This is a genomic window from Bradyrhizobium sp. Crot121 (assembly GCF_059512385.1).
The window spans coordinates 283473-306957 of sequence record NZ_JCAMOR010000001.1 but is presented as its reverse complement, the minus strand read 5'-3'; the positions used below and the strand labels follow the sequence as shown (position 1 = coordinate 306957).

Genomic DNA, 23485 nt, shown 5'->3' with positions numbered 1-23485 from the left:
GCGAGATAGGCGTTGTCGACCCGCTTGTCTCGTCGATGCATGCGGCGGAACTCATGCACACCCGCTGACGGGACGGCACAGCGCTTTCAGAATCGCCAGGCATTGCTTGCAAGTTTTGCGCTTGCGAACAAGTTTTGTGCTTGTACACAAGTAATGATCAAAATATCGTTGCGCTCGCTGATCTTGGGTCAACGGCTCCTGGATAAGGGGCGAACTTGCGCGTCCGGAGTTGAGGGCGCGCCTGGTCGATAGCCGGCCTCAGATCATTCGTCGGACAATTCGAGGATCACTCAAGATGCGCATGTTAGTTGTAATGACCATCGCCGCCAGTCTTTCCCCTGCCGTGTCTCTCGCGCAAGCTGCCGACGACCCGTTTCCTGCGAAGCCGGTCACCCTGACCGTCAATTACGGCGCAGGCGGCGGATCGGACGCGATTGCCCGCGCGCTCGGACGAGCACTTGAAAAGCCGCTCAAGCAACCGGTTGCGATTGAGAACATTGCCGGGGGAGCCGGAACGCGCGGTGTCACCGCCGTCGTCACGGCCGAGCCGGACGGATACCAGATCGGTGTCGCAACGAACAGTCCGATGACGATCGCCGTGCATACGGTCAAGGGATTGTCCTGGGGAAACCCCAGCACGTACGATATTCTGGGCGGCATTGGCATCGTCTACAACACCATCTGCATTCAGGCGGACTCGCCGTTGAAGACGCTGGATGACGTGGTGAAGTACGCGAAGGAGAACCCCGGGAAGCTGAAGGTCGCCAGCATTGCGGGCGGAATCAATCAGTACACTTGGGACGCTTTCGCCAAGAAGGCGAACATCAACGTGAGGTTCGTCCCCTATAGCGGCGATGCGGACGGCGTTGCCTCCTTCCTCGGAAAGAACACCGAACTTGCGGCGCTCACCTGGCCGGGGCTGAAGGCCCAGGTCGAAGTCGGAAAAGCGCGTCCGCTGGCGGTGTTCGGTCCCGAGCGGATGAGCTCGAACCCGGATGTCCCGACGTTCAAGGAACTGGGCTACGACGTCGTCACCACCAGCGACTACGTGGTCTATGCTCCGAAGGGAATTCCTGAGGCCAAACGTCGCGTTCTCGTCGAGGCCGTGAAGCAGGCCGTGTCCGATCCCGACTTTATGCGGGTGCTCACCGCTCAGAACATTCAGGTGCAATTCACCGATGGCGATAAGATGACCCGTCAGTTCACGGAGATCTTCAACGCCACGGCCCAATCGACCCCGGGCGGAAAGTAGGCCGCAGATGGACCAGGCGATAGTCATCAAGACCGACGCTTCGACAGCGGCCAATGCTCCGGCATCGACCACCGGAATCAGGCTCACATCGCTCATCCTGACGGTCGCGGGACTGTTCTATCTCTATCAGGCCATCGAACTGCCGATGGGCGACCCACCGGGAACGGGCGTCGGCGCCGTACCCGTCCTGGTGGCGGTCTGCTGGGTGCTATTCGGCGCATTGGTGACGGTTCGTAACCGCGGCGTATCTGCTGATCTCGGTGCCTGGCCTCGGGGCAGCGCGGCGCTGCGCGTCGGGGTCGCCTTTTTCCTTTGCGTGATGTTCATCGTCGGGCTGCCCTTCTTTGGGATTTTCCTGACGACCGGGATCTTCCTCCTGTTGATGGGACGTCTTGCCGGCGCACCATGGACGAGTGCCGTCGCTCTCAGCGCGGCAACACCTGTTGCGTTCTGGATTGTCTTCTCATTGGGCTTGAAGGTATCGCTGCCGTTCGGCTCCCTTTTCACTGTCATTTTCAGGGGCTGACCATGGATCTGCTCGGTAACATGCTTGGCGGGTTCGCCGTGGCTCTCCAGCCCGTGAACATTGCGGCCGCACTGCTCGGGGCGCTTGTGGGCACCGCCACCGGCGTTCTGCCAGGTCTCGGCGTGCTGGGCGCGATGGCAATCCTGATGCCGATCACGATCCATTTTTCCGCAGTGACCGGTCTGATCATGTTGGCCGGGATTTACTACGGTGCCATGTACGGCGGATCGACCACGGCGATCCTCCTCAGAATCCCCGGCGAAAGCGGATCTATTGTCACGACGATCGACGGTTACGAATTCGCCAGAAAGGGACGAGCCGGCGCTGCCTTGATGATTTGCGCCGTGGGATCGTTCATCGCCGGAACGATCAGCATTGTCGGGCTCAGCCTGTTCACCACGCTGCTAGCCGACGTTGCGCTGCGCTTCTCGTCTCCGGAATTCTGCCTTCTGGCGCTTTTGGGCGGTTTGACGCTGGTGCGCATTACTGGAAACGATCCAGCCCAGAACATGGTCATGCTTTTGGTCGGCATGGCTCTGGCGACGATCGGCGTCGATGCCGTCAGTGGCGACACGCGCTTTACATTCAACACGAGTACGTTGGCATTGGGGTTCGATCTCGTGCCGGTCGCACTGGGCCTGTACGGACTGAGCGAGCTGTTCCACGTCCTCGCCTCGAACGAAGGATTTCCGCGTGCCACCACCGTGCGTTTGCGGGAAATGGTCCCGACGCGCCGCGAGTGGTCGCGTGCGTGGCCTGCCATCGTGCGAGGGTCGGGCATCGGCTTTCTTATCGGACTGTTGCCCGGCCCGGGCTCTCTGACATCGACCTTCGCCTCCTACGGCGTCGAAAAGGCCATCGCCCGAAAGCACCGGGACGAGTTCGGCAAGGGAGCGATCGAGGGCTTTGCCGGGCCGGAAGCGGCGAACAATGCGGTCGCAACCTCCGCGCTGGTGCCTGTTCTGAGTCTCGGGATTCCTTTCACGCCGAACGTGGCGTTGATGCTCGGGGCGCTTATCGTTCAAGGCATACAGCCCGGGCCGCTGCTGCTGTCCCAACATCCAAACGTCGTGTGGGGCCTCCTCGCGTCCATGTATATCGGAAATGTGGCGCTGCTCGCCCTGAATTTGCCGCTGGTCGGGATGTGGGTCCGGTTGCTGCGCGTTCCGCAATACACATTGATCGGCTTCATTTTCGCCGTCAGCTTCATCGGCGTCTACACGATGCGAAACAGCTACTGGGACCTTTGCGTTCTGGTCGGCTTCGGAGCCGTCGGGTCGGTTTTGCGCCAGATCGGTTTTGATCTCGCGCCGATGATTCTCGGCTTAGTGATCGGACCGATCTTCGAGAAGGCGTTGCGCGAAACGCTGTTCCTGAGTGGCGGGGATCTCACGATCTTTGTCACGCGGCCGATCAGCGCCGTGCTTTCGGCCCTTTGCGTAGTGGCAGTCGTCGGTCCCACCATTGCCGTGTGGATCACGCGCGGGAGCCGCGTTTCGCAGCAATCGTAAGGGATAGTTCGGCACCGCTTCGAATGCGGCGCAAGCCGCCAAGCGGTGCTGCATGGAGGGACGCGGGAGGGACCGCAGAGCGGTCGTTCGATTGTGACCTCGAACAGTGTCCTGTGAGAAATCGAGCGCCATAACGCCGCAACGGCCGTCACCGCCATGCGCCCGCGGGACGGCGCGCATTTATTTGCGCTCGACGCGTCCCGACATGTATGCGATCAATTGCGACTGACTGGGAATATCGCAAGAAGACGTGCTGGGGGCCTTGTGTCTGGGTTTGGTCGCATTGTCGGCAGCATCAAGCTGGCCGCACTGATTGTTTTCGCATTTCTTGCCGTTTCGACGTCAGCCCATGCGGCGCCCCCGACAGCGACTGTCACCGTTACCCCGAATCAGCTGGCGTATGGTCAGCCGGCGAACGTGACAATCTCGTTCTCTGAAGCCGTGACCGGCTTTACTCTCCTTGCCTTGACGCTCACCAATGCGACCGCGTCCAATCTCGCAACCTCGGACAACATCACCTACACCGTCGACCTCACTGCAAATTCGGGTGCGCCGGCGGCAACCAATCAGGTCGTTGTGGACCTGTCCGGGGTGGTGAACTTAGGCTTGGAAGCCGGCATCGGCACCGCCGTTTCAAATAACTATACAGTCGGACCGATCAGCCAGACCATCACCTTCGGCGCCCAGACGGGACGGACCTTTGTCAGCGGCGGCACGTTTGTGGTCAGTCCGCTGGCCTCGGCAAGCAGCGGCCTGGCGGTAACCTATTCCTCGCTGACCCCGGGCGTCTGCACGGTTTTCGGCGGTATCGTGACCATGATCAGCGCAGGCACGTGCACGGTGGCCGCCGATCAGGCCGGCAATGGAACCACCGTCGCGGCCGCGAGCCAGGTGACCCAGGACATCATCATCGCCAGGGCGATCAGCAGCATTACGTTGGTTGCGTCACCCAGCCCGAGTCTTCCGGGACAGGCCGTCACCTTCACCGCGACAGTGTCGGGCTCATCGCCCACTGGCACGGTGACGTTCCAGGACGGCACGACGACGCTGGGCACCGGCACCCTCAGTGGCGGACTGGCAACGTTCACCACATCGGCGCTGACCACCGGAACGCATGCGATCACGGCAGTCTATGGCGGCGATACCAACAACATGTCGAGTACGTCTTCGGTGCTGAACCAGGCTGTGAGCCAGGCGGCGACGGCGACAGTCCTCGTTTCGTCGGTCAATCCAAGCACGCCGGGACAGGCTGTCACCTTCACCGCAACCGTGACTGGCACCAGCGGCACGCCCACCGGCACGGTCACATTCATGGACGGTACGACGACGCTGGGCACCGGCCCCCTCAGTGGCGGACTGGCGACGTTGACCACATCGGCGCTGACATCCGGAACCCATGCGATCACGGCAGTCTACGGCGGCGATGCCAACAACACGTCCAGCACATCATCGGTGCTGAGCCAGGCCGTGACCCAGGGGACGACGTCGACGGTCCTCGTCTCATCTGCCAATCCCAGCACGCCGGGACAGGCGGTGACGTTCACAGCAACCGTGACGAGCGGGGGCGATACGCCGACCGGCACGGTGAGATTCGACGATGGCGGCGCTGCGATCGGCAGCGCGACCTTGGCCGGCGGGGTCGCCAGCCTGACGACCTCGGCGCTGACGGCCGGCACCCATACCATCACCGCAACCTATGCCGGCAATGGCACGTTCAAGGCCAGCACGTCGGCAGCGCTGCTGCAGGCGGTGAACACGCCACAGGACAGTCTGAAGCTGCGGGCCTTGCAGATCATCGCAACCAAGACCGTGGCGCAAAACTCCGGCGCAGCCATTGCCGGCGCGATCGACACCGCGATCTCCGAAGGCTTCAGCGATGGTGGCAGCCTGGTCTCGCCGGGCGGAGGCAGCATTCGTTTCAACTTCTCCGCCGATCCCGATCAGCCGCAGGCCGCAACCGCAGGCGCCGACGTGTCGGATCGATGGAATGGATCGTACGGGCGCAGCGGCGGCGGCCTGCCGGGCGGCGCCAACAGCTATGCGCAGTCGCAATTGCCGCAGGGCGCATCCCGGGTCGACAACGCGTTTGCGGCAATCAATCGCAATGCGATGCCCGCCAAGGCGCCCGCGTCTGGCTACGTCGCGCCGAAGGACTGGCTGTTGTGGGCGGATGTCAGAGGCAGCGGCATCGATCGCTGGGGCTCGTCGACATCGACACCGATTCTCTACGGCAGCCAGATCAATGCGCTGCTGGGCCTTACCCGCAGGGTCACACCGAATCTTCTGGTCGGTGCGCTCGGCGGCTACGAGACCTTCGACTACCGGTCCGATACCTTGAGCGGGCACCTCAAGGGCGATGGCTGGACCTTAGGTTCATACCTCGGCTGGAGGTTCGCGCCGGGACTGCGCTTCGACGCAGCCGCGGCGTATTCCGCCATCGGCTATGACGGCACCGCAGGCACCGCCACGGGCAACTTCAGCGGCCATCGCTGGCTGGTGTCGAGCGGGCTGACCGGCAACTACAAAACCCATGGTTTCGATATCGAACCTTCGGCGAAGCTCTATGCGCTGTGGGAGCGGGAGAACGCCTATACGGACTCGCTCGGCACTCTGCAGGCGGACCGCACTTTCTTCACCGGGCGCGCCTCGGCCGGCATCAAGCTCAGTTATCCCTGGCTCACCGGAGCCGCCGTGATGCTGGCGCCGTATGCCGGGGTCTACGCGGATTACTACTTTACCGGCGATGATGCCGCCGCCTTGGCGCTGGCCGGGGCCGTGCCGCTCGCGTCCGTCCCGCTGCTCGATGGCTGGTCCGCGCGCGTAACGGGAGGGTTGGCGGCGCGCCTCGGCAACGAGGCCACCGTCGCTCTTGGCGCCGAACTCGGCGGCATCGGCAGCAACGTGCAAATCTGGACTTTCCGTGGACGAGCATCGGTGCCGTTTTGAGGCGACGAAAAATTATACGTCAATTTCAATGGTATAGGAGTTCGCAGTTTCATTCTGAGTTGCGCGCCATTGCTCTACGGCACCTTTGAATTTTCAGCGTTTTTGGCTGTAGTTGTCCCACTTAAAAATTGGGTGGGACTTCGAAAGTCCACGCTGTGTTACTATTTCCGCATCAGCTCTATGAGACCGGCCGGAGGACCTTCGTCCGCTGTGTGATTCGGGATGGGACGGAACAGTGCGTTCAGAATGATCGCCCTATCTTGGTCCGACGTCGGTCGTTTTTCATCTTGCAAAAGGCCCATGTATGTCAGTGCCAGCGACCGTCGATGATCAGCATCATCCGCAAGATTTAGGTTTTGAATGAACACGCGGCTGATATTTTTCAGAAGCCACGCATAGAACAGCGCGGGAACGGAAATCGCGGCCAACCCAGAGATCGAGAAACCGCCGTTTGATGTCGCGGTAATCTTTCCAATAGCGGAGGCCACCGCATCCCAATAGATAAGCGCCGCGACGATCGGCGCTGCTACCATGAACGCGAAGAGCGAGAGCCAAAATCTCCACACGGTTGTCTTCGGGGCAGCGATGCTTTGCCAAGAAATAGCTGGTTCTTGGATTGTAAGCTGCTTTCGGTAGAGATTTTCCAACTCAGCTATTAGCTGGGTCTTTTCATCAATGAACGCGTCGAGCTTCTTTGCGGCGAGTTCGCTAGTCTCGTTAGCTTGCTTTACCTGCGTTGCGGTCTCTGAAGCACTCAAAAGATCATCAAACGCGAAGTTTGCAGGGTTTGCGAAAGCGACTGATTGAAAGATCGCGATTAGCTCTCGGCCTTGAGAATGACTAGGCTGTGCCCACTTAGGACAATAGACAGCAGCTAGTATCGCTGCGGCAACGTCACTCTCCTGTTTGAGTTGTCCTACTCTTTCCCCTGCCGGGCTGGCGCCAACCAATATTTGGCGTGAGTTCGCGTCATTTATGTATTGCTCAAGAGTCTCTGTTTTCTCCGCCGCAACGTCGGCGGCTATCTTCGATAACTCACTTGTGGCGCGCTCGCTTAGCCGAAGACTTCCGTACCCTTGACCGCCAAAATTGAGATTGATCCCGTTTATTGCAAGCTTGGTAAAGTAGGCTATCTCGTTATTGAGGAATTCTGTGACCTTGCGAGTGTCGCCATAGAAGCGGACGCCTTGGCGAGGGATGACAACTTTCCAACTTCCCATTTTATTACTACACCCCGTTGAGGATTATCCGAGCTTAACCATAGCAATGTCGGCCCTGCTGTTTGATGAGTGTCGGCGCCACGGAGCAAGTATCAGGATCAGTACAGATTGTCGCCTGAGTGCTCCGCCGCGCCTCGGGCGCAACATCCTATGAAGAGTCTTCCGACGTCTGGGGCTCGTCAGGGGTGATCCCATCGAAGAAGAAGCGCACAACATAGCGATCAAAAGGTCCTAGAGATTTGGTCGCCAGCACAGCGTTACTTCCCAAAAACTTGAATCGCTCAAGTGTTCTGAGGAGATCCATTTCAGGGTCTTCGAAATCGATGAGACCGGCCGCATGGATTTTCTTCGATATCATGCGCGGTAGGCCGTATTCCTCCAGATGGTACACTGCACTGGGGAGGAACGCGCGGCTCATCCTCCCTACGAACCCTGAAATATCGACAGAAGGGTTCACGATGATCTTATGAAGCTCATTTGCGTCGCCGAGGAGAGCAGACAACTTAAATGTAACAGTCCGCTCCAGTTTGAAGAAGTCCTCTATGCTTATACCATTTTGTCTCAAGGACGAAATTATCTGGGACAAGTCATCACGCCAATTGTGCGCAATCGCCTTGGTGACATTCACCACGTTAGACCATGTTGTATCCCAACCGCGGGGTTTGAGTTTGAGCACTTTATATAGCATGGAGTCCCACTGAGCAGGATTTGGCGAGTTGAGATAGCCGAACCCCTTCCACTCATCTGGGGCGTCCTTCATGTCTTTCGCCAAACGCAGCAGAAAGTCTGCGTCGCTGTCCTGCAGAACATTTTCTTTCTTGAGACGTGCGAATTGCTCCTCGCCAATGATGTTGGACATTTGGGTTCTGTACTCGACGATCCGTTCAATTTGACGGTCTGTCAGCTGGTCTGCATCGCCATCTTCGTCGAGAGTCCCCAGCATCTCATCTGGAAATGAGATTTCGAGTTGGGCATCTTCAGATTTCGGGGGCGCATCTAATAGGAAGATGTTGCCTACGAAGTACTTGAACATGCGCCCGCCGCGGCCGATGATATTTTTGTATGTAAAATCCTTGAGGTTGGTGCTGCCAACCTTACTGCGCCATACGATCACATTCTGTGCAGAAGTGTTGACGCCCTCAATGATGGAAGACGTGGAGACAATGCTGTCAAACCCGTCCTCATACTCAAACAGCTTGATCTGCAGCTGGCTGAGGCATCTGTGCATGCTGCCATTGTGAACCCCGACGGCTCGCTCAACCAGATCGGCCAAGAGCCAGTCTTTTTCGTAGTTTTCCCTCAGCCACTTGGCGAAAGCTGAGGTATATATCCGATCTACGGCCGGCAGGTTCTTGATTACAAGATCGGCAATTTTTCGGATTTCAGAGTAAGTACCAGCGTAGACGAGTGATTTTTGATCGCGCGGAGAAATCAGCTCAATAAGCTTCGCGCCTTTCTTGGCGGCGTCTCCTCCAAATTCCTTGTACGGTTCTCGAATATCCAAGTACACCGTATTGAAATCGAGGAGTTCAACAAACTCCATGTCGCGCGTGAACGCATTATCGTTGAGTTTCTTGATGTTCGGAGCAAGGTAGTACCGCTGGTTCGCCTTCTTCGAGAGTTTTAGAATCGCTTTTATGAGAGAGGGGGCACGATCGGGATCATGCTCTTGGCTCGCCTTGTAGAATTCATCTACGACGAGAAGGTCGATCTTTTCTAGGGACGCCAAGTATCCGAAGGCGCGCTCCTGCGGAAAGATGAAGATGTTCTTAGATCCAAGCCGCGTATCCGGTGCGGTTATGATCGTGTAGTGCTCGGAGAATTTCTTGAACAGTCGCCTTCGTGTTTCGTCCATTAGCGCGATTGTCGGAACGATGATCACAACTGTGTCGGGATGCTTCGCGGCTACAAATGCGTCGATGATGAAGCTCTTCCCGAAGCTCGTCGGGGCGCTTACCGCGATGCTCTTTCCGTTCAGGAGCTTGGCGAGGACAGTGGATTGCTCTCGGTGCAAGGTTGCCAATCGGCGGCCAACGTCGACCTCAAACGCGTGATGCACGTATTTCTGATCCCACGACGCGCTCTCAAGCTGCAGGTAGGGAAACAGGCCGGTCGCTCGGATCATATGATTCACTAACTGCGGGTAGGGCGTCTTGGCCCGATCCAAATCTGCCAGTAGTCGTATCAACAGATTTCTGGCAGCCATCTCATTCTGAATGGATAGCAGCCCATTGATCTCCTGACAGGTCTCAAAAATCTCCATCATTTCTGTCCTTTGTAGAAGGCCACGGCGTGGACAAACGCATCAACGATCTTCTTCTTGCTTGGGACCGGAAAGAGTATGATGTGGAAGTTGAGATCATCGTATTTATAAACTGAACTGGATTTTGCGATCTGCTTTGAAAAGTAAGACGCAGCCCTTTCCTTGTGAAATGCTGCTAGTGCCCTCTTGTAGTTCTCCGACAATTCGTTCGCGGCCGCTGTCGTGGCGCATTCGTGCAACAAAAGGATTGGTATATGAATTTTCGCCTTTAGATTGTCGATCGACTCGCGGTTGCTTAAAGCAGCTTTGATCTTCTCTCGAAGGCCTGCGGCAATCGGCAGTCCATCCAGGTCTGAGACGCTGGTTATTATCGCGTTTTCTTTTTTCAGCTTATCGGTCGACAGCGAGTTCAGAACGGAAGTCACTACTGCATCAAGTCGAGCATCCGCTATGGAGTTGTAAAATTTCGCTTCGCCGAACCAAAGTGTAAAGTCGTCGCCTTTCACCACAATATGTACGCTGTCTGCTCCCTTGGCATTGTCCTGAACATTCTGTTTGTAAAAAATCTTCGGAACTACCGGCAACGCGCCAAAGCGATGGCGCATCAGTCCATACAAGAACACTTCTGCTATTTCGCTGCCCTGACCCAGCTCATCCTTGTCAGTCAATCTGAGGTTCTGAGCAGCCGCTATAAGGCTGCTGTGACTCTGGTCAACAAGTGCGGATCGCTCTCTTTGCGACAAGGCGGTTTGAGCTATATTGTCCCAGAGGTAACTTTGGAATTTGAGATACCGCCACTCGGCGTCCTCGAAGTCGTTGATTAAGCTAAGAACCCGCTTGTTTACTAAAGTAGTGAGCTGAGACACGGAAGTGATTCCGGCAAGAGCGTCATCAATAAGGATCTCGAATGACAAGCCGGCCATTGATATAATTGTCCCCCCGAAAAATATACGCATAGTCCAAATTGATGTAGGTTCCTACCGCACATTCCTAGGTAGAGGGGGGAGCTGCACACATTTGCCCCGTTTTTTGTCTGATGAGAGTTGCGTTGGCCCAAAGCGTTGGCTCGGAGCTAGTGCAAGTAGACGCGGAGACCGCCGTAACGGCGCTGCCTGTAAGGTACTCCTGTGAGGAAAGGCGCCACCAAAACCCATAGTTGCGATCAAAATGCCAAGAAAGATCGCGGAGCCGTTGCCATCTATCGCGATCGGGAAATCGTCAGGAGGCGCCTCCCAGAGAGCGACGCTACGCTGGCCGCCTCAGGGCCGACCGAAGACTAGTCAAATCCGTAAAGAGTCTCGGGATTCTCAACAAAGATTCGATGTATCAGGGCCCTGTCTTCCACCCACACATGAACGGCCTGGACCAGGTCGCCGTCATCGGACATCGTTTCATATCGAACAGGATGCGGCCAATTGGTGCCCCACACGATCCTGTCGGGCCGAAAGTCGAGAAATCTGAGTGCGACCGCCGGCAAGCCGGCCGGTCCCTGCGGAAGCTGTCGCAGTGGACAGGCTTGCGCATTCCAGAGTTACTCCCAGCGCTGTAGCAGTGGCCACACCCGCGCTGTTCGCGGAAAGCCCAACTGCCCCCAGAATCAACAGACCACGGGAATATTTTACATGAGGACGAAAGGAGAGCACCCTCTCTCTTCCGCTACGGACATCCCGCTCGGCGAAGCAATCCTCGACTGGCGCTCCTCTCTGTGCGACACACTCAGCCAATCGGGTGGTTAAAACCTAAGTCTTTTCAATGCACTCTGGCCTCGCTCTCAGCTTCCCCTAGGTAGCGCCCGACTGCTCTTTGCAGACCCACTCACTTCATCTCTTCCAGCAGCTTCCGCGCTTCACCCAGCAACGCCTGAATCTGCCTTCGCTCGGCGATCGCATCCTTGGTGAACAGGCCGTGCACCGCCGGGGAGCGGCACGCGCCACTGGTGCGGGTTTTGGCGCCACAACGTGGGCTCGCCAGCATCGGGCCGGTATTTCTGATGTGATCGCTCATGCCTGTGCGTCCCGCTTGGCATCAGCGGAAGCTTGCCCTCGCTTGGAGCCAGCGGCCTTCGGCGGCTTCCGCGCCGCCGATGCCGGCCGATGCATCACCTGCTCTCGTCGCTTGGGTCATAACACCCCCGCGATTAGCCCGAGCTTCAGCGCCTCGTTCGCCTCGACGTACCAGTTCGATGGGGCGCGCCGGATGACTTCCTCAAGCGTCACGCTCGAACCGCTGATGAGGTTCTGAAACCCCTCGTTCTGGATATCGATCGAGCACTGAATTTCGTTGATGATCGCCTGCACGTTGGCAAGGCACACGGTGAGCGGCCCGTCGATATTCAGGGTCCGCGTCAGTTTGCGCTCGTGGATCATGAGGCGGGAGCCGCGGGTCAGATAGCGATTCTCGCGGGCGAAGAAACTCATAAAGGTCGTCCCGGCTGAATAGATCGCAGCCTTGCCGAGGAATACCAAACGCCGCGCCGGCTCCATCTCGCTCGCATAGCGGATGTCCTCGCCCATCATGCGCGCTACCTCCGGATCGCCGCCAAGGGTTGAAAGTTCGATCACGACGAGATGCTGGCCTGCCGCATTGTCGAATTGCTGGCGGAAGCTGACATACATGCTGTAGTCGATCACCCCTGAGAGAGCGACGGCGGGATTCTGGAAGGCGGATGCCGGAAGGATATCGGCGGACATCCTGATCACCTCAATATCGAGCGATGAAGAAAACCAGCAGAAGATCGCGGGGTAGCACCCTGCAACGCGATCTGAGCCTCAAGGTTCCGTTGAAAGCCGGGAATCGATAACCCAGCCTTCTCATTCCAGTTCGAACAGGCGCAGCCGCTGTGGCTGCACGAAAAAATTAAGGCGCAATAAAAAGCTCCGCTATCCGAACGCTATAACGGGGCCGGTCTTAGGGGGCGAGGCCTTGGCGCCCTCGCCTCATTCGCCGCAAAACAAAAGGCCGGCAGATGCCGACCTTTTGCCTTCGAGCTGTCGCTCGGGTTAGTACGTCACGAGGCCGGGGCCGCCCAAATTGAAGCGGTAGTTCAGGCCCGCCTTGACGGTGTGTTCGTCGTTGCGGAAGCTGCCGACCGGCAACCCCGCCAAGAACACATCGACGTTGCCGAAGTCATAGTACTGGTATTCGAGCTTGGCCGACCAGTTCTGGGCGAACATGTATTCGAGGCCGGCACCGACGGTGTAGCCGTTGCGATCATTGTCGCCGTTGAAGCCATTGGTGAAGCGCGTGTCAGCCCAAGCATAACCGCCTTTGACGTACAGCAAAGCCGGTCCCCAGGTATAGCCTAGACGGCCGGTCACCGAGCCGAGGCCACGATTGGCGAAGCTGCTGTTGGTATCGAGAAAACTATAGTTGGCTTCGAGGCCGAATACCCAGTTCGGCGAGAACTGATAGTCAAAGCCAACCTGTCCACCACCCATGAACGTGCCGTCGTCGTTGTTCCCGAAGCTCGGATCGAGGACGTTGCTGTCACCACCGAAGGCTCCACCAATGTGACCACCGATATAGAATCCGGTCCAGTTGTAGACCGGAGCGACCGCGGGGGGCGGGGCCTTCGTGTAGGGACGGGCGGCAAGATCAGCGGCCGAAGCAGTACCCGCCAACATAAGCAGTGCGGCGGAAGTCAAAAGAGCGCGTTTCATACGTTTCTCCACTAGCAAGCTCTAACTTGCACGGGCTAACGCGCCCAACGCATTTTCGACAATCGGAACCAGCCGACTTTTGACAAATCACCTGAAGTGTGGCGCTGTTGCATCATACCTGACAGAGGAAGCCGAGAAGCTCGTTGTACGCTTAAACGCGCTCGGACGATCGAACTATCCGCTGAATGGCGCCTGAAGCGGGCTCACACTGAGGTTAAGATCTGACGCACCCGAGCTTCAGGCGCGTGAAGGAACTGTTCTCGTGATTCAGTTCCGCCAGGTGCGATTAGCTGCAGCCGGGTATGCGAGGACCATCCGGACAGGCCGTGGCTGGGAGATCGCGCGTGCGATTGCGGCGGAGCCGGTGCGCCCTGCCGCTTCCAATCCCAATGACGAAGAGACCCTACCGATATGTCGACAGGGTTCAAAGCGGATCCAGTGGAAGGCGCGATGACGAATCGTCGCCTGCAAGTCACTTCATCTCCTCCAGCAGCTTCCGCGCGTCACCCAACAACGCCTGAATCCGCCTTCGCTCGGCGATCGCATCCCTGGTGAACAGGCCGTGCTTGCGCGCGTTCTGGTTTGCCTTTGGCGCGCCGGAACCCGGTGCGCCGCCGTGCATGCGGCAGCGTTTTTTGCCGTGCACCGCCGGCGAGAGGCACGCGCCGCCGCAACGGGTTTTGGAGCCACATCGTGGGCTCGCCAGCATCGGGCCGGTATTTCTGATGTGATCGCTCATGGCTGTGCGTCGCGCTTGGCATCAGCGGAAGCTTGCCCTCGCTTGGCGCCCGAGGCTTTCGGCGCCTTCCGCGCGGCGGAGGCCAGGTTCTTGTCGGAAACGATCACGCTCGCGTGCTGCGTGACGTTGCCGACAATGGCGTTGCCGCCGTCCTCCACCTTCACGTTCTGCACGGTGATGGCGGGCTCGCCATGGCTGCGGTAGCGGCTCAGCGCATCGATCTGGGCGGGAAAGGTGCGGGCGAGCCTGCCCAAGGCGCGCGCGGCGCTGTCGTGCTGGGCGAGGTCGTCGGCACTGGCGAGGTGATGGGCGCATCGCATCGCCATCACATGAACCGAAACCATCTGCGCCACCAGCATAGCCTCGATGGAATCCCTTGGGCGAATGCTCTTCATCATTGAAATCATGAAGGACAGGGTGACCTCGTCGGGGCTTCCGTCGCTCACGCTGGCCCTGACCAATTGCCGGAGGATGCCACCCATCGCATCGCGATCGGTCGCCCCCAGCGCGTTCGCCATCAGCTGTTCGCCGAGCTCCGGATCGGGATGGTCGATGGAGAATCCGTGCGACGAGAGCCTTATCCGCGGGGCTGCGGCAGTTTTGGCCGGGTCGGTTGCGGCGATCGCCGTTGGCATGGCGAGGCTTGGGGCGGTGTTCATGTCGAGACTCCCTGGCAGGTGCGCGGCAAGCGCGCGCGGTTCGGCCACGCGCGAGGCCATCGTTCGCCGCGCGGAGCCGGTGCAATTTCAATTGTGCGTGAGGATGCGGGTGAGGATTCCTGGACCGCAGGTCGCAACCGACACGCCCGCTATTGCGGGGCGACAGGCGTTTACAAGATTGCGGGATGATGAAGGAATGCCCCTGATTTGCCCGACGTGTCAAGTTGCCATTCGAGCGCTAGCTGCCGCCTGCACCTTTGCATGGGGTTGTTTTCGATATTCGGGCTCCTTGGTCACGTCGAAATTCGAGGAGGGACATTCATCATCCTTGTCCATGAAGGCGATGCGGCTCTCCAAATGCTGAGCGGTGAGGATGAAGTCCTCAATCTGCTTTCGACTAAGGCCTCCGAGCAGCCTGTCGTGTCGCTTCACGATCTCGACGAAACATCGATCGTTGAGTTCTTGGCCTTGACGCGTCAAGGCAATGACGGTCCGCCGCCGAGAGCTTCCGGACACGTTCTTGATCGTGACGATCTTGCGGTCGGACAGAACGCGAAGCGCGCGGCTGACGGCGGCCTTGTCCAGACTTCCAAGGGTCCAGATATCGTAGGCGCTCGAAGGCCCCTTTGCCGCAAGAAACGATATGATCCGCCAGTCCAGCCGCGTTATCCCGAACCGTTCATCGAAAAAGATCTGGGCCGATGCCCTCAAGCGGGTCATGAGGCGCGAAACGACAGTGGGAATGTAACGGTCGAAGTCGATGACGCGCCTATCGTGATCGATCGACGGCCTGAGGTCCCTCGACTTCCGCTTCATCGTACTTGTCGCAGAGGACTTCTTCGCTTTTGCCATGACTATCGCCAATTTTCTGTCTGCGCCTTGGAGCGGCCGCGAGACCATGTCCCGGGTTCTGCTGGCCTGACGGCTCAACGTACCGGATCGGTCATTCTTGCAATAGGTGTAAAAGCAACTATGGTGCCTCGCGAAGTGCCCCGACCGAGAGGGCGTACGCGGCCGCGTGACGGCCCGAAGGTGAGGAACAGTATGATAGACCGTCGACGGCTTCTCGCTGCAATGTCGGCTTTCGCCGGGTTTTCCGGCGCCAAGGCATCGGCGCAGGATCGATTTCCTTCGCACAACGTCCGTTTCATCGTGCCATTCACGGCTGGCGGGCCGACCGACGTCATCGCTCGAATCATTAGCGATGCAATGGCCGCGAAATGGTCCGTACCCGTGATCGTCGAGAACAAGCCGGGCGCGGGCACCTTGATCGGTACGGACACCGTCGCCAAGTCGGCTCCGGACGGACACACCATCGGCGTGGTCATCACCGCCCATGTCATCAATCCTGCGGTGCGCGCCCAGATGCCGTTCGACACCGTGCGCGACCTGCGCGGGCTTACCCAACTGGCCGAGGCCCATATGGTGGTCGTGGCCAATCCCTCGTTCCCGGCCGACGACATTCCCGGCCTGGTGAAAGCCGCCCGTACGCAGAATGAGCCGCTGGCCTACGCCACGCCGGGGCCGGCGACCGCTACTCATATGGCAGCCGAACTGTTGCAGAAGATGGCCGATATCAAGATGCTGCACGTTCCCTACAACGGGAGCGCAAACGCCCTCACCGACGTCCTCGCCAACCGCGTGCCGTTGATGTTCGACGTGTGGCATTCCGTACAGCAGCACGTGCGGGAGAAGACCATCAAAGTCCTGGGCGTCACCAACGCCACTCGCATTCCCAATGCGCCGCAGTATGCCTGCATCGGCGAGACCTATCCCGGCTACGAGGCGAACTCGATGTTCGGGCTGGTGGTGCCGGCCAAGACTCCGGACCTGGCAGTCAACGCCTTGTCGAGCGACCTGATTGCGTTCGTCAAGTCGCCGGGCTTCGCTGCCAAGGCCGAGGCTTTCGGCATGCAGCCGGTCGGTTCGACCCCGCAGGACTTCGATCGCTTCGTGGTCGGTGAAATCGACAAATGGAAGAAGATCGCCTCCGACGCCAACATTCGGCTGAACTGACCGACGAAAAGGAGCCGACAATGACTGTTCACCATCGTCCCGAATGCCTCGTCGATGACCGTCCCGCGGACAAGGCGTTTCATGTATCGCGCGATGCCTTTACCGATGTGGAGATCTTCGATCTGGAGATGAAGCACATCTTCGAGGCGACATGGTCGTTCGTGGGCCTCGAGTCCCAGATTCCGCGCCCGCACGACTACGTCACCACCTTTATCGGCCGTCAGCCGGTATTGCTGATGCGCGACGGGGAGGGCAGGATCGGATGCTTTCTGAACACCTGCCGACACCGCGCCACCGTCGTTTGCCCTTTTAAGCGAGGGCGGCAGAAGTTCCATGTCTGTCGCTATCACGGATGGGCTTACGACAGCGCAGGCAAGAATATCGCGGTGACCGACCGGGAGGATGGTCAGTACCCCGCCGGCTTCGACGGAGCTGATCGCGACCTCGTTCCGGTCGCGCGGCTGGACAGCTACCGCGGACTCGTTTTCGCCAGCCTGTCGGCCGACGTGCCGTCGCTGCCGGAATACCTCGATGACGCCAGGACATTTATCGACCTCGTTGCCGACCAAAGCCCCGTAGGCCAGCTCGAGTTCGTGCCCGGCGACATCACTTACACTTTCGACGCCAACTGGAAGCTGCAGTTCGAGAACGGCCTCGACTATTATCATTTCGCATCGACGCACAGTTCATACGTCGATATCCTGGCGCAACGCGTCAAATCCGGCGATACCGTCGGATTCACGAGCGAGAAGCCGGACGAAGTTGAGGGACAAGGGAGCTTCAATTTCAAGAACGGCCACGCGGTCAACTGGTCGATCAAGCGACAGATGCGCTACGGGCGTGCGCTGGCTGCAGATCCGGCAGGCCTGGCTGAAGTAAAGAGCCGGGTCGGCGACATCAGATTGAAGTGGATGCTGCGGCAGCGCAACCTTACCATCTTTCCAAATTTGCAGATCATCGACATCAGCTCCGCGCAGCTGCGCACATGGAGGCCGCTGTCGGTCGACAAGACGGAGATGACCTCGCATTGCCTGGCACCGGTCGGCGAGAGCGCCGATGCGCGTCGTTTCCGTATCAGGGCATACGAGGATTTCTTCAATCCAAGCGGGCTTGCGACCTCCGACGACAACGTGATGTACGAATTCTGCCAGACCGGATACGCGGCGCAGGCCGGTGACACGCTTGGGCATTTGAGAGGTCTTGAACCCATGGGGGTGGCCGGCGATCACGTGAGCGAGCTTGGCATCTCGCCGCAAGAGTACGCATTCGGTAAACCCGGCTTCGGCGGTGAAACCAACTTCCATTCGGGCTACCGGGAATGGCGCCGGTTGCTGGAACTCGCGACCAAGGGGGCGAACAATGCCTGACGCTGCGCCCCTCAATCATCGTTCGGCATCACTTCACGATCATGCCGAGGTGGAGCGGCTGTTGTTCGTCGAGGCGCATCTTCTCGACGACAAGGCCTGGGACGCCTGGGCCGAGCTCTACCGCGCCGATGCCGTGTTCTGGGTGCCGTCGTGGCTCAACGAATACGACCTGGTGACCGACCCGGATACCCAGATATCCTTCATCTATCACACCTCCCGAGCCCAGTTGCAGGAGCGGATCGGCCGCATCCAGTCGCGCAAGTCGATCACGGCATTGCCGTTACCTCGTACCCTGCACGTTATTACGAACACAGTGTTGTCGGAGCGGGACGAATCTTTCGTCGAGGCGCGGTCCTCTTGGACAACGCACGTGTTCGATCCGCGAACGCGGCGGCAGCATCTGCATTTCGGGGTCTACGAGCATACGCTGGTTCGCAGCCCCGAGGGCTACCGCATCGCTCGCAAGAAGATTGTCATCATGAACGACTGCATTCCAACCGTCGTCGATTTCTACAGCATCTAGGAGGCGTTTACATGACCGTCGAAACGACGAACGGCACGTGGTGCGTGGCAGTAGCGATGACGGATGTTGCGGTAGACGCGCCCGCTGCCTGCAGTGTGGGGCAGCATGAGATCGCGGTCTATTTGGTTGACGGAACATACTACGCGACGTCGAATATCTGCACGCATGCCTCGGCGCTGCTCGCCGATGGCTTGATGGATGGCTGCGAGATCGAGTGCCCGCTTCACAACGCTCGCTTCGATATACGGACGGGAGAAGCGCTGAGCAGCCCCGCCGAAGTGGACCTTGAAACGTTCATGACTCGCGTAGTCGGCACCAATGTCGAGGTGTTGATCCCAAGCTAAGAGTTCGCGTCGGAGAAAGTGGACGAGAATAGCGGACTTGGCGAAGGTACCTATTATCTATCTCGCAACGCCGCTTCGCTTGTCCAAGCCCACAAGGCATTTTGCGGCTGCATTATGCGCGATCCTGACAAGGCGGCCGCCGCCACGAGTCGATAAGGGAAGTGACGACGAATTCCGTCATTTTCAACGGGTCTGTCCAATTCATCGTGCGCGTGTAAATCGGAAACGCGACGATGCCGTGTACGGCCGCGATCAGGCTGTCAACCGCGCACTTGGCGTCGAGCGAGGAGGAGCCGCAGCCGGCGAGCAGATCCCTGACTATTCGATCGTAAAGAGAATAGGAGCGTGCCACGATCGCAGAGCGTCCGAAGGGAACTCCCGTTGCGTCCTTGACCGCAATCTTGTGTGGCGGAAGAGAGAACAGCATTTGATAATGGTCGAAATTGTCGAGCCAGTACCGCGCTACTCCAAGGAAGACTTTGATCACCCGCTGCTCGGGGTCTGGCTCGCTCGCGGCGATTCCCTCGAAGGCGACTACGGCCGACAGCATGTCCTCTTCGCGGATTGCAAGCAGCAGCGCGCGATGATCGTCAAAGTATTGGTAGATCGTTCCGGGCGAATAGCCGGCTGCTGCCGCGATACTGCGCAGCGACACGTTTTTTGATCCCCGATCAGCCAAAAGCTTACGACCTGCTTTGATGAAGGCCGCTCGGAGCTCGTTCCTAGCCTTGTTCGTGTTGGCGCGGGCTCGCGGCTCTCGCCGGGCCTTCGCAAGCTTCGCTGGACGTGTCTTGCTCAAGTGAACCTCTGGATGTGCTGCCTCTTTTATCCGGTGAGGAAGCCTTGCCGCAACAAGCCGTGCCCAAATAAATAAACGCGTTCATTTTTGTGATTGACATTATTGAACGCGTTCAGATAGTTTTTCGAAAGCTTCGGCGGTCGGTGCGGCCGTCCAAAAAGAACGATGGGAGGCTCGCGGTGGCTCAAATTGATGGTGGGCAGGCTTTGGTCGCAACGCTGAAGCGGTTCGGCGTCGACACCATCTTCACGCTGCATGGCGGTCACCTCGACTGCGTCTATCAGGCGGCGGTGGCGGAAGGCTTCCGCATCATCGATCATCGACACGAACAGGCGGCGGGGATTGCCGCGACCGGATATGCGCGAACGACCGGAAAGGTCGGTGTGGCAATGGTTACCGCAGGTGGTGGCATCACGAACGTGGTCACGGCGGTCGCCAATGCCTATTCCGACTGCGTCGCAAGCGTGTTTCTCGGAGGGGCGCCGCCATTGCGAGACTTCGACGCGCTGCCGGTCAACAGCGGCTACGACCAGTTATCGGTGATGGGGGGCATCACCAAATGGTCTCATCGTGTCACGCATGTCGAGAGGTTGCCAGACCTCCTCGGGCGGGCTTTCCACATCGCGCGAGAGGGGCGGCCCGGGCCGGTTTACATCGATCTCCCGAGCGACGTGCTGTTCGCTCTGGTCGAAGAGAGCGATGTCGCTTATCCCGATGGCGAGGCGAGGGTATCGCGGCCCGCGCCGTCAACGGCCGCGGTGGCGGACGCGCTCGAATTGCTGCGAAGTGCCGAGCGTCCCGTCATACTCGCCGGTGGCGGCGTCGCTTATTCGGGAGGCGGCCCTCTACTGACGCGGTTTGCAGATTTGTCCGGCATCCCCGTCGCGACCAACAACAAGTCGCGCGGCGCGCTGGCGACCGACAATCCTCTCTGGGTGCGGGGTTTCGGAACGCTGGGCGCAGCCGCAGCCCGCGGAGCCGGGCAGCCCGATGTCGTGCTGCTGCTGGGCGCGCGGCTTGGTCTCTACACCGGAGGCCGCCGCAAGTCCGTCATTCCGGCTGATGCCAAGATCATTCAAGTTGATATTGCGGCTGAAGAGATCGGCCGCGTGCGCGGCGTGGAGCTCGGCATCGTGTCCGACTGCCGGGAAATGCTGGAGGCGCTGATCGCGCAAGCAGGCAATGGCCCGTGGCCCGACCGCCGCGAGTGGTTGGCCGGCCTCCGAGGGGATCATGCGCCGAGACCTCCGGCTCCTAGCCCGAGCGAAGGGCTCACCCCCGCATTGTTGGCTTCCACGCTCGCCTCAGCTGCTCCGGACGATGCGATCTTTGTGCTCGATGGTGGCGAAACGCCGGCCTGGTTCGATGCCTTCGCCGCAAGCAGCAAGCCCGATCGTTGGCTCGGTCATGGCTATATGGGGATCATGGGCGAAGGTATGCCGCTCGCCGTCGGCGCGCAGGTCGCCCATCCCGACAAGCGCGTGATCTGCTTCTGCGGCGACGGTGCCGTCGGGTTCAACTTCGCGGAATTCGACACGATGGTGCGTCACAATCTCCCGGTCGTAGTGGTCGTCAACAATGACCAGCAGTGGGGCATGTCCGCCCACGGCCAAGATCTGATCTATGGGCCTGGCAAGCGCGTCGCGTCGGACCTTGCCGCGACGCGCTACGATCTCGCGGCCGCCGGGTTCGGCGCGCACCCGGAATACGTAACCAGCTTCGAGGAACTGGGACCGGCCTTAAAGCGTGCACTCGCCGCCGACCGGCCGGCGTGCATCAATGTAATGACCAAGCCGGTGATGAACCCGATCACTCAGCGCTTCATGGGACTTGCCGCGCAAGGCTTGCGCAGTCCCGAAGGCAAAGCGCGCGTTCCCTATGCCGATGTTTTGGAGGTGTGACGATGGCATCTAACCCTCGTTTGGATGGCAGAGTCGCAATGGTGGTCGGCGGGGGATCCGGCATGGGGCAGGCCGTCGCGCGCCGACTATCGCAAGATGGAGCGCGCGTTGCGGTGGTTGATCGCGACCTGGACGCAGCCAGAGTTACGGTAGGTATGTTGAAGGGCGAGGGGCTGGCCCTCGCCGCTGATGTGGTCAGTGAGGCCGCCGTCGCGAATGCGACAGATGCAATCGCGAAATCGTTCGGACGTCTGGATATCGGCATCAATGCTGCGGGAATCGGAATCAGCTTGGCGCTGACCGATCAGACGCTTGAGCAGTGGCAGCGCGTGCAAGACGTAAATCTCACCGGATTGTTTCTGTGCTGCAAATACCAGGCGCTGCAAATGAAGGTGCACGGCGGAGTCATCGTGAACTTCATCTCCACCAATGCCGAGCAGCCGGGTGAAGGTCTGTCCGCCTACTGCGCCTCGAAAGCCGGCGCGGCGATGCTGACGCGAGTCGCGGCCATGGAATTGGCAGCGCACAAAATTCGCGTCGTTGGGATCGGGCCAGGGCTCACCGAAACACCAATGGTCAGTCGGCTGCTGTCGTTGCCACAGGCTCGCGCCGAGTTCGTCGACAATATCTTGCTGGGCCGTCCCGGTCAGCCCGATGAGGTGGCGGCTGTTGCGGCGTTTCTGGCGTCGGATGAAGCAAGCTATATCACCGGCGATACAATCTATGTCGACGGCGGTGCGCTTAACCGTCGCTATCCCAGCCTGGCTTCCCGGTCGGCTCCGAGGACCGCCTCATGAAGGCGCTAATCTACGCAGGCGACCACTCGGTGCGCTTCGCCGACATTCCTTCGCCGCGACCGGCCGCAGGCGAGGAGATCGTCGACGTCCTGGTCGCCGGGGTCTGCGGAACCGACCTCGGTGCGGTCCGAAGTGGCCGGCCAGCGCTACCGATCGGCTTGACCATCGGACACGAATTCGTCGGTCGCAGGCAGCGGGACGGTGCGCTCGTCGTCGCTAATCCGATCCTGTCCTGCGGAGAATGCCGTGCCTGCCGCGAGCGGTGTCGCCATCTCTGCGAGAAGCGTCAGGTCTTGGGTGTTCATCGCAATGGCGCGTTCGCCGAAAGCGTTTTGGTCCCGGCGCCTAGTCTCGTCGAAGTAAGCCAGCTAGACCTGACGCGGGCCGCAATGGTCGAGCCGATCGCGACGGCGCTGCACGCGTGGCGGCTGTCGCCGATGCCGCGGCGCGACGTTGCCGTGCTGGGTGCCGGACCGATCGGCATGTCGCTGCTTCACGTGCTCAAAGAGAACGGAGTCGCGAACATTACCGTCACGGATATCGCCCCTGAGCGGCGGGCCATGGCATTACAATGCGGTGCCGATGTCGCCACTGAGACGGCGGAAGGCATCTACGATGCGGCCTTCGACACAGTCGGCGCCGTCACGACACGCCGAAATGCAGTCGAAAATATTCGCCCGGGAGGCACAGCCATCCTGGTCGGTCTGCATTCTCCCGAATTTGCGGTCGCGGGCGGGCCTGTGGTTGCAGGTGAACGCACCATACGAGGCTCCTTCGCCTACTCGCACGACGAGTTCGTCGAATCGATAGGCCTCGCCAAAAGCCTCGACACACGCTGGATCGCTTCCGTTCCATTCCATCGGAGTGCGGACGTATTCGCCGCCCTTTTGATGGGAGCCGGAGATCCGGCCAGCGTCAAAGTGCACTTCAGCATCGCGGACTAAGCCGACGGAAGATCGGAAC

At 59.4% G+C, this 23485-nt stretch carries 22 protein-coding genes and 1 pseudogene; 12 read left to right on the top strand and 11 right to left on the bottom strand.

Features of this window, described 5'->3' with window-relative positions; translation table 11 throughout:
* Positions 1-313 precede the first annotated feature (313 nt).
* From AC5ZGW_RS01310 to AC5ZGW_RS01295, 4 genes are all read left to right on the top strand, one after another.
* A complete protein-coding gene (locus AC5ZGW_RS01310; RefSeq protein ID WP_165435040.1) occupies positions 314-1252 on the top strand; it encodes a Bug family tripartite tricarboxylate transporter substrate binding protein in 939 nt (312 codons plus the stop codon).
* A gap of 7 nt (positions 1253-1259) precedes the next feature.
* The gene (locus AC5ZGW_RS01305) at positions 1260-1778 is read left to right on the top strand and encodes a tripartite tricarboxylate transporter TctB family protein (protein ID WP_130223002.1); all 519 of its coding nucleotides are present in this window, start codon (positions 1260-1262) and stop codon (positions 1776-1778) included.
* Between the two features lie 2 nt (positions 1779-1780).
* A complete protein-coding gene (locus AC5ZGW_RS01300; RefSeq protein ID WP_349645046.1) occupies positions 1781-3289 on the top strand; it encodes a tripartite tricarboxylate transporter permease in 1509 nt (502 codons plus the stop codon).
* 156 nt (positions 3290-3445) lie between these two features.
* Complete coding sequence (locus AC5ZGW_RS01295) at positions 3446-6235, top strand: Ig-like domain repeat protein (protein ID WP_463328177.1); 2790 nt, start codon at positions 3446-3448, stop codon at positions 6233-6235.
* Between the two features lie 161 nt (positions 6236-6396).
* Here AC5ZGW_RS01295 and AC5ZGW_RS01290 read toward each other — a convergent pair whose 3' ends face one another.
* From AC5ZGW_RS01290 to AC5ZGW_RS01245, 10 genes are all read right to left on the bottom strand, one after another.
* The gene (locus tag AC5ZGW_RS01290; protein ID WP_130222996.1) at positions 6397-7455 is read right to left on the bottom strand and encodes a DUF6161 domain-containing protein; all 1059 of its coding nucleotides are present in this window, start codon (positions 7453-7455) and stop codon (positions 6397-6399) included.
* 148 nt (positions 7456-7603) lie between these two features.
* Entirely contained in the window at positions 7604-9718 is a 2115-nt protein-coding gene (locus AC5ZGW_RS01285; protein WP_130222994.1) for a DEAD/DEAH box helicase, read from the bottom strand.
* Complete coding sequence (locus tag AC5ZGW_RS01280; RefSeq protein WP_130222992.1) at positions 9718-10641, bottom strand: HamA C-terminal domain-containing protein; 924 nt, start codon at positions 10639-10641, stop codon at positions 9718-9720. The genes AC5ZGW_RS01285 and AC5ZGW_RS01280 overlap by 1 nt, the downstream gene beginning before the upstream one ends.
* Positions 10642-10994: 353 nt before the next feature.
* The gene (locus AC5ZGW_RS01275; protein WP_165435038.1) at positions 10995-11195 is read right to left on the bottom strand and encodes an amidohydrolase family protein; all 201 of its coding nucleotides are present in this window, start codon (positions 11193-11195) and stop codon (positions 10995-10997) included.
* Between the two features lie 338 nt (positions 11196-11533).
* The gene (locus AC5ZGW_RS01270; protein ID WP_130222990.1) at positions 11534-11722 is read right to left on the bottom strand and encodes a hypothetical protein; all 189 of its coding nucleotides are present in this window, start codon (positions 11720-11722) and stop codon (positions 11534-11536) included.
* 116 nt (positions 11723-11838) lie between these two features.
* Complete coding sequence (locus AC5ZGW_RS01265; RefSeq protein ID WP_130222988.1) at positions 11839-12408, bottom strand: peptidase S14; 570 nt, start codon at positions 12406-12408, stop codon at positions 11839-11841.
* A 309-nt stretch (positions 12409-12717) separates the two neighbouring features.
* Positions 12718-13377 carry an outer membrane protein gene (locus tag AC5ZGW_RS01260; protein WP_028161675.1) on the bottom strand — a complete coding sequence of 220 codons (660 nt, stop codon included), beginning with the start codon at positions 13375-13377 and terminating at the stop codon, positions 12718-12720.
* Positions 13378-13849: 472 nt separating this feature from the next.
* Complete coding sequence (locus tag AC5ZGW_RS01255; protein ID WP_130222986.1) at positions 13850-14116, bottom strand: HGGxSTG domain-containing protein; 267 nt, start codon at positions 14114-14116, stop codon at positions 13850-13852.
* The gene (locus AC5ZGW_RS01250; RefSeq protein ID WP_349645045.1) at positions 14113-14835 is read right to left on the bottom strand and encodes a hypothetical protein; all 723 of its coding nucleotides are present in this window, start codon (positions 14833-14835) and stop codon (positions 14113-14115) included. The genes AC5ZGW_RS01255 and AC5ZGW_RS01250 overlap by 4 nt, the downstream gene beginning before the upstream one ends.
* Positions 14836-14994: 159 nt before the next feature.
* A complete protein-coding gene (locus tag AC5ZGW_RS01245) occupies positions 14995-15591 on the bottom strand; it encodes a MarR family winged helix-turn-helix transcriptional regulator (protein WP_165435037.1) in 597 nt (198 codons plus the stop codon).
* Between the two features lie 417 nt (positions 15592-16008).
* Here AC5ZGW_RS01245 and AC5ZGW_RS01240 point away from each other — a divergent pair, with 417 nt between their 5' ends.
* The 4 genes from AC5ZGW_RS01240 to AC5ZGW_RS01225 are packed head-to-tail and all read left to right on the top strand — an operon-like array spanning position 16009 to position 19025.
* Positions 16009-16791: a tripartite tricarboxylate transporter substrate-binding protein gene (locus AC5ZGW_RS01240; protein ID WP_496113848.1), complete on the top strand. Its 783-nt coding sequence runs from the start codon at positions 16009-16011 to the stop codon at positions 16789-16791.
* On the top strand, positions 16749-18158 hold the full coding sequence (locus AC5ZGW_RS01235) for an aromatic ring-hydroxylating oxygenase subunit alpha (RefSeq protein WP_130222982.1): 1410 nt from the start codon (positions 16749-16751) through the stop codon (positions 18156-18158). The genes AC5ZGW_RS01240 and AC5ZGW_RS01235 overlap by 43 nt, the downstream gene beginning before the upstream one ends.
* Complete coding sequence (locus AC5ZGW_RS01230; RefSeq protein ID WP_130222980.1) at positions 18151-18681, top strand: aromatic-ring-hydroxylating dioxygenase subunit beta; 531 nt, start codon at positions 18151-18153, stop codon at positions 18679-18681. The genes AC5ZGW_RS01235 and AC5ZGW_RS01230 overlap by 8 nt, the downstream gene beginning before the upstream one ends.
* An 11-nt stretch (positions 18682-18692) precedes the next feature.
* Positions 18693-19025 carry a non-heme iron oxygenase ferredoxin subunit gene (locus tag AC5ZGW_RS01225; RefSeq protein WP_130222978.1) on the top strand — a complete coding sequence of 111 codons (333 nt, stop codon included), beginning with the start codon at positions 18693-18695 and terminating at the stop codon, positions 19023-19025.
* A gap of 112 nt (positions 19026-19137) precedes the next feature.
* Here AC5ZGW_RS01225 and AC5ZGW_RS01220 read toward each other — a convergent pair whose 3' ends face one another.
* The gene (locus tag AC5ZGW_RS01220) at positions 19138-19824 is read right to left on the bottom strand and encodes a TetR/AcrR family transcriptional regulator (protein WP_283813233.1); all 687 of its coding nucleotides are present in this window, start codon (positions 19822-19824) and stop codon (positions 19138-19140) included.
* 179 nt (positions 19825-20003) lie between these two features.
* Here AC5ZGW_RS01220 and AC5ZGW_RS01215 point away from each other — a divergent pair, with 179 nt between their 5' ends.
* From AC5ZGW_RS01215 to AC5ZGW_RS01200, 4 genes and pseudogenes are all read left to right on the top strand, one after another.
* Complete coding sequence (locus AC5ZGW_RS01215; protein ID WP_130222974.1) at positions 20004-21725, top strand: thiamine pyrophosphate-binding protein; 1722 nt, start codon at positions 20004-20006, stop codon at positions 21723-21725.
* 2 nt (positions 21726-21727) lie between these two features.
* Entirely contained in the window at positions 21728-22522 is a 795-nt protein-coding gene (locus AC5ZGW_RS01210) for an SDR family NAD(P)-dependent oxidoreductase (protein ID WP_130222972.1), read from the top strand.
* Positions 22519-22824: pseudogene (locus AC5ZGW_RS01205) on the top strand (alcohol dehydrogenase catalytic domain-containing protein); the annotation flags it as partial. The gene AC5ZGW_RS01210 and the pseudogene AC5ZGW_RS01205, both read left to right, overlap by 4 nt.
* 87 nt (positions 22825-22911) lie before the next feature.
* The gene (locus tag AC5ZGW_RS01200) at positions 22912-23466 is read left to right on the top strand and encodes a zinc-binding dehydrogenase (protein ID WP_245474504.1); all 555 of its coding nucleotides are present in this window, start codon (positions 22912-22914) and stop codon (positions 23464-23466) included.
* Positions 23467-23485 lie beyond the last annotated feature (19 nt).

Excerpts from the sequence above, each read along its gene's own strand:
- AC5ZGW_RS01260 (WP_028161675.1), bottom strand. The coding sequence starts at position 13,377 with ATGAAACGCGCTCTTTTGACTTCCGCCGCACTGCTTATGTTGGCGGGT.
- AC5ZGW_RS01230 (WP_130222980.1), top strand. The coding sequence starts at position 18,151 with ATGCCTGACGCTGCGCCCCTCAATCATCGTTCGGCATCACTTCACGAT.
- AC5ZGW_RS01285 (WP_130222994.1), bottom strand. The coding sequence starts at position 9,718 with ATGGAGATTTTTGAGACCTGTCAGGAGATCAATGGGCTGCTATCCATT.
- AC5ZGW_RS01270 (WP_130222990.1), bottom strand. The coding sequence starts at position 11,722 with ATGAGCGATCACATCAGAAATACCGGCCCGATGCTGGCGAGCCCACGT.
- AC5ZGW_RS01210 (WP_130222972.1), top strand. The coding sequence starts at position 21,728 with ATGGCATCTAACCCTCGTTTGGATGGCAGAGTCGCAATGGTGGTCGGC.
- AC5ZGW_RS01245 (WP_165435037.1), bottom strand. The coding sequence starts at position 15,591 with ATGAAGCGGAAGTCGAGGGACCTCAGGCCGTCGATCGATCACGATAGG.
- AC5ZGW_RS01200 (WP_245474504.1), top strand. The coding sequence starts at position 22,912 with ATGGTCGAGCCGATCGCGACGGCGCTGCACGCGTGGCGGCTGTCGCCG.
- AC5ZGW_RS01250 (WP_349645045.1), bottom strand. The coding sequence starts at position 14,835 with ATGGCCTCGCGCGTGGCCGAACCGCGCGCGCTTGCCGCGCACCTGCCA.
- AC5ZGW_RS01225 (WP_130222978.1), top strand. The coding sequence starts at position 18,693 with ATGACCGTCGAAACGACGAACGGCACGTGGTGCGTGGCAGTAGCGATG.
- AC5ZGW_RS01280 (WP_130222992.1), bottom strand. The coding sequence starts at position 10,641 with ATGGCCGGCTTGTCATTCGAGATCCTTATTGATGACGCTCTTGCCGGA.
- AC5ZGW_RS01310 (WP_165435040.1), top strand. The coding sequence starts at position 314 with ATGACCATCGCCGCCAGTCTTTCCCCTGCCGTGTCTCTCGCGCAAGCT.
- AC5ZGW_RS01305 (WP_130223002.1), top strand. The coding sequence starts at position 1,260 with ATGGACCAGGCGATAGTCATCAAGACCGACGCTTCGACAGCGGCCAAT.
- AC5ZGW_RS01290 (WP_130222996.1), bottom strand. The coding sequence starts at position 7,455 with ATGGGAAGTTGGAAAGTTGTCATCCCTCGCCAAGGCGTCCGCTTCTAT.
- AC5ZGW_RS01300 (WP_349645046.1), top strand. The coding sequence starts at position 1,781 with ATGGATCTGCTCGGTAACATGCTTGGCGGGTTCGCCGTGGCTCTCCAG.
- AC5ZGW_RS01235 (WP_130222982.1), top strand. The coding sequence starts at position 16,749 with ATGGAAGAAGATCGCCTCCGACGCCAACATTCGGCTGAACTGACCGAC.
- AC5ZGW_RS01265 (WP_130222988.1), bottom strand. The coding sequence starts at position 12,408 with ATGTCCGCCGATATCCTTCCGGCATCCGCCTTCCAGAATCCCGCCGTC.
- AC5ZGW_RS01295 (WP_463328177.1), top strand. The coding sequence starts at position 3,446 with ATGCGCCCGCGGGACGGCGCGCATTTATTTGCGCTCGACGCGTCCCGA.
- AC5ZGW_RS01255 (WP_130222986.1), bottom strand. The coding sequence starts at position 14,116 with ATGAGCGATCACATCAGAAATACCGGCCCGATGCTGGCGAGCCCACGA.